Origin of the sequence: Rhizobium indicum, assembly GCF_005862305.2 — a bacterium.
Taxonomy (GTDB): domain Bacteria; phylum Pseudomonadota; class Alphaproteobacteria; order Rhizobiales; family Rhizobiaceae; genus Rhizobium; species Rhizobium indicum.
The window spans coordinates 1,220,294-1,232,131 of sequence record NZ_CP054021.1 but is presented as its reverse complement, the minus strand read 5'-3'; the positions used below and the strand labels follow the sequence as shown (position 1 = coordinate 1,232,131).

11 protein-coding genes are annotated in these 11,838 nt (G+C 61.6%); 2 read left to right on the top strand and 9 right to left on the bottom strand.

The window, feature by feature from the left end; genetic code table 11:
- Positions 1–49 precede the first annotated feature (49 nt).
- Positions 50–2,248, bottom strand: coding sequence for a transglycosylase domain-containing protein (locus FFM53_RS06080; protein WP_138387720.1), 2,199 nt, complete (start codon positions 2,246–2,248; stop codon positions 50–52).
- 204 nt (positions 2,249–2,452) lie between these two features.
- Between FFM53_RS06080 and FFM53_RS06075 the strand changes: the two genes are divergently transcribed.
- Entirely contained in the window at positions 2,453–2,929 is a 477-nt protein-coding gene (locus tag FFM53_RS06075; RefSeq protein ID WP_138387719.1) for a YcgN family cysteine cluster protein, read from the top strand.
- A 47-nt stretch (positions 2,930–2,976) separates the two neighbouring features.
- Here the strand turns inward: FFM53_RS06075 and FFM53_RS06070 are convergent, their stop codons facing one another.
- From FFM53_RS06070 to FFM53_RS06060, 3 genes are all read right to left on the bottom strand, one after another.
- The gene (locus FFM53_RS06070) at positions 2,977–3,303 is read right to left on the bottom strand and encodes a hypothetical protein (RefSeq protein ID WP_173883548.1); all 327 of its coding nucleotides are present in this window, start codon (positions 3,301–3,303) and stop codon (positions 2,977–2,979) included.
- Positions 3,304–3,451: 148 nt separating this feature from the next.
- Complete coding sequence (locus tag FFM53_RS06065; protein WP_138328499.1) at positions 3,452–5,413, bottom strand: elongation factor G; 1,962 nt, start codon at positions 5,411–5,413, stop codon at positions 3,452–3,454.
- Positions 5,414–5,642: 229 nt separating this feature from the next.
- Positions 5,643–6,203 carry a TetR family transcriptional regulator gene (locus FFM53_RS06060; protein WP_138387718.1) on the bottom strand — a complete coding sequence of 187 codons (561 nt, stop codon included), beginning with the start codon at positions 6,201–6,203 and terminating at the stop codon, positions 5,643–5,645.
- 178 nt (positions 6,204–6,381) lie between these two features.
- Here FFM53_RS06060 and FFM53_RS06055 point away from each other — a divergent pair, with 178 nt between their 5' ends.
- On the top strand, positions 6,382–7,296 hold the full coding sequence (locus FFM53_RS06055; protein ID WP_138387717.1) for an SDR family oxidoreductase: 915 nt from the start codon (positions 6,382–6,384) through the stop codon (positions 7,294–7,296).
- Between the two features lie 104 nt (positions 7,297–7,400).
- Here FFM53_RS06055 and FFM53_RS06050 read toward each other — a convergent pair whose 3' ends face one another.
- The 5 genes from FFM53_RS06050 to FFM53_RS06030 all read right to left on the bottom strand — a co-directional run bounded on the left by FFM53_RS06050 (position 7,401) and on the right by FFM53_RS06030 (position 11,790).
- A complete protein-coding gene (locus tag FFM53_RS06050) occupies positions 7,401–8,468 on the bottom strand; it encodes a fatty acid desaturase (protein ID WP_138388017.1) in 1,068 nt (355 codons plus the stop codon).
- Positions 8,469–8,770: 302 nt separating this feature from the next.
- Positions 8,771–8,914, bottom strand: coding sequence for a hypothetical protein (locus FFM53_RS06045; protein ID WP_003546677.1), 144 nt, complete (start codon positions 8,912–8,914; stop codon positions 8,771–8,773).
- Between the two features lie 468 nt (positions 8,915–9,382).
- Complete coding sequence (locus FFM53_RS06040) at positions 9,383–9,718, bottom strand: hypothetical protein (protein ID WP_138328497.1); 336 nt, start codon at positions 9,716–9,718, stop codon at positions 9,383–9,385.
- Positions 9,719–9,917: 199 nt separating this feature from the next.
- Positions 9,918–10,295, bottom strand: coding sequence for a hypothetical protein (locus FFM53_RS06035; protein WP_017993428.1), 378 nt, complete (start codon positions 10,293–10,295; stop codon positions 9,918–9,920).
- Between the two features lie 94 nt (positions 10,296–10,389).
- Positions 10,390–11,790, bottom strand: coding sequence for an MFS transporter (locus tag FFM53_RS06030; RefSeq protein WP_138328496.1), 1,401 nt, complete (start codon positions 11,788–11,790; stop codon positions 10,390–10,392).
- Positions 11,791–11,838 lie beyond the last annotated feature (48 nt).

Here is an 11,838-nt window from a genome sequence, read left to right as displayed (position 1 = left end):
GATGCCGGCAGGCGGATGGGGGGCAGCTACCGGCAATCTCCTGGGCCGGCTACTCCGCGCTCGCCACCTTCGCCGGCGCGAGTGGGGCGGCATCCTTCAGCTTTTCGCCGAGCTTCTTGAGGATGCCAGTCGATTGAACCGAGAGCATGCGCGGCCGGATGAGCTGCGGCAATCCGTCCTGCGGCTTGGCGGCGGCGGTCTTGGCGAGGTCCTTTTCCGAGGGCAGGGGATTTTCGACGCCGGGGATGGCGCGCAGCGTCACACCCTGATGGGCGTAATCCATGGCGCGCTTGAAAGTCATCGCCGGCAGCGAACCGCCGGTCATCTCGTTGGTCGAGGTGTAGTCGTCATTGCCGAACCAGACGGCGCAGGTGTAATTGCCGGTGAACCCAACGAACCAGGCGTCGCGATAGGCCTGGGTCGTGCCGGTCTTGCCGGCCGTCAGGATGCCGTTGTCGAGGGCCGCCTTGCGCGCCGTGCCGACATAGGGGACGCGCGACAGCATCTGGTTCATATAGGCGTCGGCCTGTTCGGAGAGCACACGTTTCGGCGCCGGTTCGTCACGGTCGAAATCGTAGAGCACGTCACCGTCGTAATCGAGGATCTGGGTGATGCCGTGGCGGCGCGACTGGTAGCCGCCGGCCGGGAAGGTGGCATAGGCCGTCGCCTGGTCGAGGACCGTCACCTCGGAGGTGCCGATCGGGATGGTGACGTCGTCGCGGATCGGCGTTTCGACGCCGAGGTTCTTCGCCATCGCCCGGATCGGCTGAATGCCGAGTTTTTCCTTGGCGAGCCGCACCGGCACGGTGTTGATCGACTGGGCGATCGCGGTCTCAAGCGTGATGCGGCCGGCATAGCGGTTTGCGTAATTGTGAGGGCTCCAGTTGCCCCAGTAGATCGGCGCATCGACGATCGTCGTCTGCGGCGTCATGCCGCTCTCCATCGCCACCGCATAAGTGTAGACCTTGAAGGACGAGCCTGGCTGGCGCAGCGCCCTGCTGGCGCGGTTGAACTGGCTCTCGCCGTAATCCCGGCCGCCGACCATGGCGCGCACGGCCCCGCCGTTTTCGATCATCACCATCGCGCCCTGCTTGGCGTGATAGGCCTCGCCATATTCGCGCAGCGACGTCTCGACCGAATCCTCGGCCGCCTTCTGGATGCCCATGTCGATCGTCGTGCGCACGATCAGCGAATGCTGGTGGAAGCGCGACGAAAGCCGCTGGACCTCGTCGAAAGCCCAATCGAGGAAGAAATCGGGCGATTCCACCTCGTTGCGGTCGACGACGGTAGCTGGATTGCGCCTGGCGGCGATCACCTGGCCCTCGGTCATCAGCCCGCTCTGCACCAGATTGGTCAGCACTTCGTTGGCGCGGGCACGCGCCGCCGGCAGGTTGACATGCGGCGCGTATTTCGCCGGCGCCTTGAACAGGCCGGCAAGCATGGCGGATTCGGCAAGGTTCACATCGGTGATGTTCTTGCCGAAATAGAACTGCGCCGCCGCCGCTGCGCCAAAAGTGCCGCCGCCCATATAGGCGCGGTCGAGATAGGTGGAGAGGATTTCCTTCTTGGAAAGGTTCGCCTCGAGCCAAAGCGCCAGGAACGCCTCGGTGACCTTGCGGTCGATCGAGCGTTCGTTCGACAGGAACAGGTTCTTGGCGAGCTGCTGCGTCAGTGTCGAGCCGCCCTGCACGACTTCGCCGGCGCGCGCATTCTCGCTCATGGCGCGGAAGAGGCCGATGAAATCGATGCCGAAATGGTCGAAGAAGCGCCGGTCCTCGGTGGCGATCACCGATTTGATCAGCGAATCCGGCAGCTCGTCGATCGGTACGGAATTCTGGTGGATGACGCCGCGATGGCCGATGACATTGCCGTAGCGGTCGGTGAAGGTGACGGCGAAATCGCCGCGGTTGCGCCAGTCTTCCTTGGTCGCCTCGAAGGCAGGCTGGGCAAGCAGCAGCATCAGCACCGAGCCGGCCGCTCCGAGCGTCAGTCCCTCGCCGGCAAGTTCGAAGACCATGCGCTTCCAGCCGCGCACGCGGAAGCGGCGGAAAAAGATGGTAATGTCTTCCCAGATCTCGGCGGCGCGGAAGCCGGCGTTCCAGACGGTCGAATCGATCCAGGAATCGATACGCAGCAGAATGTGACGGCTCTTCGCCGGCCGCTTTTCCGCCGCCTCGTTCGCCGCTTTTCCGGGCCTTTTTTCTGGCCCATTTCCTGGCCCATTTCCTGGGTTGTCCGGATCCTGCACGTCCTGTATTCCCGCCTGATTGCGCTTCGATCATATCCGACAAAAGCGCGAGGCCCGCATATGGCCGCAAAGCTCTCCGATACGAGGAGAGAATTCTCCGAGTACCAGGAGTATACTGAAGGATTGATTGATTTTGCGGCTGATAACAAGAGAGATGCATCAGGGTCACGCGAATTTGCGGGTCGCTGTTGCAAGAAACGAACGATGAACGATCTGCCCTTCTGGAAGAGCAAGACGCTTACCGAAATGAGCGTCGCCGAGTGGGAAAGCCTCTGCGACGGCTGCGGCCTCTGTTGTCTCAACAAGATCGAGGAATGGGATAGTGGCGATATCTATTTCACCTCGGTCAGCTGCAAGCTGCTCGACGGCGAAAGCTGTCGCTGCTCCAGCTATGAGAACCGCTGGGATTTCGTGCCGGACTGCGTGCAGCTGACCAAGGAAAATGTGCCTGATATCGCCTGGTTGCCGCCCACCTGCGGCTACCGGCTGGTCAATGAAGGCCGCGACCTCTACTGGTGGCACCCGCTCGTCTCCGGCGACCCGGAGACCGTCCATGCCGCCGGCATTTCCGCGCGAGGCCGCGCGATCAACGAAAATGAGATCGATCTCGACGATCTCGAGGATTACGTCGTCGACTGGCCGCTGACCGTGGGCGAGGAGAAGGACGATGAGGACGCCTAACATTACAGTTGCCCACCTTGCACGACGGCGAATTGAACCTTCATCCGTCATCGCATGGTCGCTTTGGCGACGGGCGCATCAAGCCGCAGCAAGGCAAGTCCACCGCAAATCAAAAATGCAGCTGTAATGTTAGACGACAGGCATTCGGAGACCGATTTCGATTCACCGGTGGGGAATTCGTCGAAGCAGTTCCTTGCGACGTTATCCGCGAATACGACGACCGTTGCCAGGTCTTCGGACGTAAGCCGGGTTTCTTGTAGATGATCGTAGGCATGTTCAATCCTCCTTGATTGGGTTCGGATTTCGGATTTGCCGTACGGATGTCTTCTTTTGATGACCGCCAAGGCCGCATCGAGATCTGCATTAGAGGCCATGATGCATTAGAAGCGGTTAGTGGCCGATAATCGCTCCCGCGAATCTCAGATTAAATGCCATAGGTAGCGTGAAACGGCGCATTCTCACGGTTAACTGCCAAACGACATGAGCCCATTCTGCGAACGAGCATGAAGTGGCGCGAACCTTTCAGTGTGCGACGCCTGGTCCCTCGTGTGCCCTCACGATGGCGTCCGCTTCCTTGCCGTATAACTCCTCGAAGTGATCGAAGGTCTTGGAAAAGTAACCAATGCCCTGCGTCGCCGAGCGCAGCGCCCGCGCCAGATCGTCAAGTGCGCCGCCCGGAATGAGTGCCCGGAAGATGTCCCATCCCTTGGCGGTTTCATCCCGGTCGAAGCCGAGAACCTGACCCTTGAGAGCGGAGACGATCTGGACGAGGCTGCCGGAATAGATCGACGGAATGTGAATTTCGCTGCGGAAGACCGGTTGCATTAAAACGGCCGACCCTTCGGAAAGCGCCTGTCGCACTCCCATTTTCGACGCAGTCCGGAAGGCGTGTTCCGAACTGTCGACGGCATGGTGCTGACCATCGTACAGCGTTACGCCGACATCGATGACCTGGAAGCCTAGCGGCCCTTTCTCCATCGCTTCGCGCGCGCCTGCTTCGACAGCAGGGATGTAGTTGCGCGGAACGACGCCACCCTTGACGGTTTCGCTAAAGGTGAAGCCCCGGCCGCGCTCATTGGGGCGAATGCTCAGCTTCACATCCGCGAACTGTCCGGCACCGCCGGTCTGTTTGCGGTGACGGTAATGAACCTCAGATGGTTTCGCAATTGTCTCGCGGTAGATCGGGCTGGGCGTTCGATCGGTTACGGCGATGTGAAACACGTCGGACAGGGTTCGGCAGAGATCGCGCAGATGCACCGGCCCCTGGGCGCAGACGAGCTGGGCGCCGGTGCTTTCCTCCTGCAAGACCGTTAGGCCGCGATCCGTCGCGGAAAGTTTTGCCAGCGTTTCGGAGAGCTTGTTTTCATCGCGCTCGCTGCCTGGGATTAGGATCCTTTCAAGCATCGGCGTGGGTGGCTCCGTCCATTCAGGCGGGGCGACCACCGCGTCTGATGTCAACAGCGAAGGGACGGGCAAGTGGTCGGACTTGACCGTCGCAAACACATCCCCCGACGCAGGCACAACCGCCGAATTGGACCGCCCGTTTGCGAGATGCTGTACGGCGCCGAGGCTTGAGCCGCCCAGTGATGCGCCCTGCCGCAGTCCCACGCCAAGCGCGCGCACGAGCACTGTCTTACCGACATTCTGGCGATGATAGGCATGGAAGCTCACGGCGGTCAGCTTGTTTTCATCGACATTGCCCGCACGAGCCAGGCGCTGTCGAAGAACCCCCACCGGCGGCGCCTCGTGGCGCAGCGCCTTCATCAGCCTCATCATGCCGTTGCCGTGACTTGCGGCACCGATCAGGACTGGAATAATCCTGTTTTCCCTGAGAACCCGCGATGAAATGGCATAGAGCGCGTCGCTGGGCGGCTCGCGATCTTCGATCAGTTCCTCGAGAAGCCAGTCATCGAATTCGGACAGGTGTTCCAGGAGCTCGCTGCGCGCTTCGTGCTCGCGCTCGGCGGCGCTTTCGGGGATTGCGATCAGCGCCGAAGTCTGGCCTTCCCGGTAGCGCCACGCCCGTTCGGAAATCAGATCGCAACTGCCTATGATCCTGTCCCCCTCGCGGATCGGGATCTGGCGAAGCAAAAGCGTGTGGTTGGCGTAGTCTTGAAGCGCGGCGATCACGTCCCTCAGCCGCCCTCTCGGTTCGTCCATCCGGTTGACGAAGAGGATGCACGGCGTCTCCGAGGCCTCGATTACGCGCAGATAGGGCGCGGCGAGCACAGCCTCCTCGGGTGCCGATGAAACGCACAGGATGCAGGCGTCGCTGGCGAGAAGCGCGTGCTGTGCATGCGCCAACGCTTCATTGGGTCCTGGCGCATCCAGCGCACACCACGACTCATTTCCAAAGGTGAATTCTGTGAGGTTCAATCCATAAGGGGAGCTGGATTTTCTCGCCGCCCCTTCCAGGGAGCCGAGCTTTTCCACGACTGTTGATTTTCCGGTCTGCGAAGGTCCAAGCACGGTAAAGCAGCGCATCGGCATTCCTCCAACTGCCATAAACACAACTTTCAGCCATCATAGGATGCCCTGAACCGCTGCAAGGCGCCAGAGGTGCATTCGCGCTTTCACATCACGCAACGAAGACGCCCAAAGCTCCAGCGTCGCCTCAATCGATACGCCTGTCATCCATGACCTACGGATCACGGAAACCCATGGATTCAGATATTCCAACTATATGCAGCTGTAATGCTAGTCTAAGCGGGGATCAGGGCTTCACTGCTGTCAGGAAGCGCTTCAATTCCGTCTCCACATAGGCAGCCACCGGGCCGTCTGCGCCAAATCCCCACCAGGTGAGCGAACCCTGCCATTGCGCCAGCATCAGCCGGGCGATCGTCTCCGGATCGCTCGCCGAGCTGAAGCAGCGTGCGATCGCTTTCGTCAGCGCCGTTCCCCAGGCTGCACCCCGGGCCTGCAGCACCGGATCGCGGAAGTCCTCGCGAAGCACCAGCAGTCCCTCGCCATAGGCGGCGGCATTGTCGCCGTAATCCTGCGACAGGCCGACGAGCAGCGCGACGGCGCCTTCCGGGGTTTTCGCCACGCTCCCGGCAAGCCGCGCCGTTTCCGCATCCAGCCGGTCCCAGGCGTGAAGCAGCGCAGCGCGCAGCATCGCCGCTTTCGTCGCGAAACGCTGCACCAGCGTCGAGCCGGAAAGACCGCTGGCTTTCGCCACCGCCGCAAAGGTCGCCGCATCCGGCCCCTCGGCGTGGATCAGCGCCAGCACCATGGCGAGAAGCTGTTCATCGGAAACTGTGCGGCGACGCGGCATGAAATTCCTCTTGCATTCGCTTCGAATGTAAACGATCATTCGTTTATATACAAGCAGTGCCAGCTGGAGCAATTCCAGGAAAAGTGTGAAGCGGTTTTCCGCCCGGAATTGCGTAAAAACAAGAGCTAAACCCGGGTGCTTACGGCATGAAGGCCGTTCTAGCGTGGAGGATGGAGAAGTGACAGCGAACTTGCGGGAGAAAGTGGCCTTGGTGGCGGGTGCTACGCGCGGCGCCGGCCGAGGCATCGCGGTGGAACTTGGTGCCGCCGGCGCCACCGTCTACGTGACCGGGCGCACGACGCGCGCCCAGCAATCCGAGTATGCCAGGCCGGAGACGATCGAGGAGACGGCCGAGCTGGTGACATCAGCCGGCGGCAAGGGCATTGCCGTGCAGGTGGACCATCTCGTCCAGCAACAGGTCGAGGCGTTGGTCGCCCGCATCCGCGGCGAAGCTGGCCGGCTCGATATTCTGGTCAACGACATCTGGGGCTGTGAGAAGCTGTTCGAATGGGACAAGGCCGTCTGGGAGCATTCGCTGGACAAGGGCCTGCGCATGCTGCAGCTCGGCATCGAGACGCATCTGATCACCGCCCATTACGCCCTGCCGCTGATGATCGAGCAGCCCGGCGGGCTGCTGGTGGAGATGACCGACGGCACTGCCGAATACAATGCCACCCATTACCGGCTCTCGCCCTTTTACGACCTGGTCAAGACAGGCGTCACCCGCATGGCCTGGGCACATGCGCAAGATTTGGAAAAACACGGCGCCACCGCCGTTTCGATCACGCCCGGCTGGCTGCGTTCTGAAATGATGCTGGATGCTTATGGTGTTCGCGAGGAGAACTGGCGCGAGGCGACGAAGGTGCAGCCGCATTTCGCCATTTCCGAAACCCCGCGCTTCGTCGGCCGGGCCGTTGCGGCCATAGCCGCCGACCCCGACCGCGCCCGCTGGAACGGCCAGTCGCTGTCGAGCGGCGGAGTGGCCAAGACCTATGGCTTCGACGATATCGACGGTTCGCGGCCGGATTGCTGGCGCTACATGGTGGAAGTGCAGGATCCGGGCAGGCCGGCGGATGTGACAGGCTACCGCTAAACAATTCCAGGGAAGGAGGCGGCTTTCCCTGGAATTGGATGCAGGCAAAAGGTCAGAGCGGCTCTGCGCTTCCGTGAAAGCTAAACCGCTCTAACGCCCCGTCATCATGCTGCGGCAAGCCGCGCCGCCTCACGAAACGAGACCAGTCGTTTCGTCTGTTCGTCCCACAGCACCAGCTTGACGCAACGCAGGCTTTCCATGAGCGTGATGCGGCCCAGATCGGCAAGCTCAGGATGATCTCGTAGCACCTCCGGCAGCCGGTAATACGGCACCCGGCTCGACAGATGATGCACGTGGTGGATGCCGATATTGCCGGTGATCCAGCGCAGCACCGGCGGCAGGTCGTAATGCGAGGCACCGTGCAGGGCCGCATGCTGGAACTGCCAGTCCGGCTCCTTCGACCAATGTGTTTCCTCGAATTGATGCTGGACGTAGAACAACCAGACGCCGGCAGCACCTGCCAGAAGCACGGTCGGAAGATGCACCAGTAAAAAGGGGACGATCCCGACCGCCCAGATCAGCAGCGCGGCGACCACTGCGATGGCAAGATTGGTCGCCATGGTCGAGATCCAGGGCAGGGCGCCGGAGCGCATCATGCCGAAAGGCAGGCGCTGCTTGAAGAGGAACAGCCATGCCGGTCCGATCCCGAACATCACGATCGGGTGCCGGTAGAGCCGATAGCCGAGCCGGCCCCAGCGCGACAGCGCGTTATATTCGGCGATCGTCAGCGTTTCGATGTCGCCAACGCCGCGCTCGTCCAGGTTCCCGGCCGAGGCGTGGTGTTCCGCATGCGCGCGGCGCCAATAGTCGTAAGGTGTCAGCGTCAGGATGCCGATCGTGCGTCCAACCCAGTCGTCGACGCGGCGACGGGCGAAAAACGAGCCGTGGCCGCAATCATGCTGGATCATGAACAGCCGGAGCAGGAAAGCGGCGGCGGGAAGGACGAGGATCAGGCCGGGCCAGAAGCTGTAATGAACCGCTGCCCATGCGGCAGCCCAGAACAGCGCGAAGGGGACGGCGGTGACGGCAAGCTCGAAGGCGCTGCGTCCGGCCCGCGGCTGGCGATATCCGGCAAGGATCTTCAGCCAGCGCTTTTCAGCGAAAAGCGCCGCTTGCTCCGCGGATCGATCCGGGTTTTCGGATCGCTCTGGGTTGTCGTCGGGCTCACTCATAGGGGCCACTTGGATTTCCTCGCACTCGCTGCGGCGCGCAGATTCGATCACAGAGTGACGCCGTGAAAGGCGGCGATCGCCGAAAAGCCGAGTGCAATCACCACGGCCGAACGAATGAGGAAGAGCGGATAGTCGAAGTGGTACATCGTATGAAGAGTGGTCATGGTTACAGCAATTCCTGTTTTTCTGAAAACATGTCAATGGGTGATGGTGTCACGCCGGAGCGCGGCGCGTCCGACAAGACGCGCTATCACTTGCGCTGTTATGCGCACGGGGGCGGAGCGGGGGCTCGATAAGAGGTTCTATTTCTTTGGAGCACTGCCCTGCGGAGCGGTTTTGGTCGCCGTCTTCATCTGATTGGCGAATGTGCTTTCCACCTTCGCTGCCTGCTTGTCCTTCTTCGGCTTCCGGACCTCGCGATTGCTTCTTACCTGTCCTTTTGCCATCGATAAAATCTCCCTTTAGATCGAAATTGAAAGCCGCAGCCTGCGTGGTATTCGCCCCGCTTGTCGGTCGCGATCGGAGATCGCGGGATCGTCATGAGGGGCAACCCGACAACACCGGGCCGCAGGGATGGAATGAAAATGATGCCTGCTGAAACCGCATCGCTGTCTGGAGGCGGATGACCGGAGAGGTCACCGAAAGCCAAACCCGACGTTGAGACGGGACGTCACCATGCTTTCGCGATCGGGAAAATGGCGGGGCCGGAAACCCGGTCACCGCAAATGCCGCATCGGCCAAATCAGCGAGCCCTCCTTATAGAGTAAAATTGAGGTGCCATTAAGGCCACCGCCGCAGGAAAGCCATATTTCCACAGGGGATAAAGTGAGCCGCGCAAAACTGGGCAGCGGTTTAGCGATAACGGCGTGCGAAACAACAGGGCTAAAGCGCGAGGGATGAATCTTGCGACGCGCTTAGTCATTCACGGGAAACAGGCGGATCAGCTTCGTTCTTTCCATCTCCGCGCGGCCTGATGCAGACATGATGCCGCGGGCCAAACAGAGTTCGATGTCCCTTCCGATATCGAGCGGCACCAGCATGCCGCCGGCCTTGAGCAGTCGGTCTGTCATCGACAGAAGCAGATCCACTTTTGCCCGGCAGCCATCGATTTCCAGGAGCGCCACCCGGCGCTCCCTGTCGATGTCGGCAAGATCTCTAGCCTGCTCGCGTTGTTGGTAAGCCCCGAATTGCACCCATCCGAAATAACCGGCCGCTGCGACGCAGATACAAAGCAAGAGGGTTTTTCGCACGATATTCCTTCGGAGCCGGGCGGCTCGCTTGCCGCTAAAGCATGTCGCGCAAAAGTGTGAAGCGGTTTTGCGCTAACGGCATGCGTAAAACAAAGACCTAAAGCGCGAGGAGTGAATCTGAAAGATCGCGACGCGCTTTAGAACATCAGTGAGAGCATGATGTCGTCCGAAAACCGCTCACACTTTTCGGCATCATGCTCTAGCCGGCGGCGCGTCTTTCGCGGGGCAATCCCTGTATTGCATATCGGTTAAAGACGGGGGTTACCGGTTTCGGCGGCGTCTTCAGCTTGCCGAAATGGTGTTCCAGCGCTTGTGAGAGCATGGCCGGCGAGGTGACGCCCTCTTCGAACAGTCTGATCAATAGTATGGCGGCGACGTTGAAGACACGTTCGTTGCCGATCAGGATTTTGGCGTCGTAGCCGGCATCGTCGAGCACGCCTTGCAGCATGTCGAGATCGGACGAAGTCAGATGCGACTTTTCGAAAGTGGAAGACATCGGTCCTCCTTTCATCGGGGCAAGGGTATAAAAACCCTCAGTCGGCAGCGCCCTTACACTGGCTGCCGAAGTTGCGACCATGCGCCTTTCACCCAGGCAACGCAACGGGATTCTTTGCAGCTGTCGCTCCGGTTCATGAGCAGCCCGCACCTGTCAGGGTGCGGGCCGATAACGGTCATTCCGCCGCCTGATAGCTGGGTCTCCGGGCGGCCGACGTCCGTGGACCGGCGGCTGCAAGCAGGGTAATCGCCACCGCAAGCAGCGCCACGAAAGCGATGCCGGCGACATAGGGGTTCCAGCCGAAATGCGGTGCGGCGCCGAAGACTGCCGAGGCCGCCGCAAGCACGATGCCGCCGCCGATCTGGAAGGAGGCGAAGAGCAGTCCGGAGGCGAGCCCCGACTTGCCGTCCTCCACGTCGGAAAGGGCCGCGACCTGTACCGAGGGGTAGGTCATGGCGTAGCCGAGGCCGAGCGGGATCTGCGAGAACAGCACGAGCAGGATCGGGTCGACATGTCCGAGTGCGGTCACCCAGAAGATATAGCTGAACGCCTGCAGGCCGACACCCGCCGCCATCAGCCCGGTGGCGCCGCGATTTTGCGCGAGCGTCGCAAAACGTGGCGCCAGGAACATCACGAAGACGCCGCCAAGCGCAAAGCAGAAGCCGGTGGTGAAGGCCGACCAGCCGAGGACGTTCTGATAATAGAGCGTCGCCAGGAACTGGAAGCCGACATAGGCGCCCTGGAAGAGGGCGGCAATGGCATTGGCATGCCGGAGCTTGGCCCGGCGGAACATGCCGAGCGGCACCATTGGATCGGCATGGCGCGCTTCGACCACGAGGAAGAGCAGGATCAGCGCCAGCGACGCGACGAGCGAACCCCAGGTCGCAAAAGCCTGCCAGCCGGCGGCCGCGGCATTGGTGATGCCGAAGACGAAGAGCAGCAGCCCGGGGGTTATTGTTAGCGCGCCGGCCCAGTCGAAGGCCGGCCGCGGTCCTGTCCTTTTCGGGTCGGCGGGCAGCACCAGTGGCGCAACAAAAAGCGTCAGGATGGCGACGGGCGCGCCCATGACCAGTGTCGCCCTCCAGCTGATAATCGTCGCAGCACCACCGAGCACCATGCCGAGCACAAAGCCGGCGGCGCCGGTGGAGGAGAAGACCCCGAGCGCCCTTGCCCGTGCCGTTCCCTCGCCGAAGACGGAGAGCAGCAGCGCAAGCGCCGCAGGCGCGGTGAAGGCGGCGGCAATGCCCTTGACCAATCGGGCGGCGATCAGCGTCGGGCCGCTGTTGACGAAGCCGCCGGCGATGCTGGCGGCGGCAAAGATCGCCAGCGACCAGAGGAAGACGCGGCGATGGCCGAAGACATCGGCGACCCGGCCGCCGAGCAGCAGGAAGCCGCCATAACCGAGCACATAGGCGCTGACGGCCCATTGCAGCGATGTCGCCTCCATGCCGAGTTCGGCCTGGATGGCAGGTAAGGCAACGCCGATGGTGGAGACGTCCATGGCGTCGAGGAAATTGGCGGCGCAGAGCAGCAGCAATGCCAGCCCCGCTCCGCTTGGCGATTTGGAAAGAGTCATCGAAATCGTTCCTTTTTTGCTGCCGCCTCATCGGGGGAGGTTGCCGGG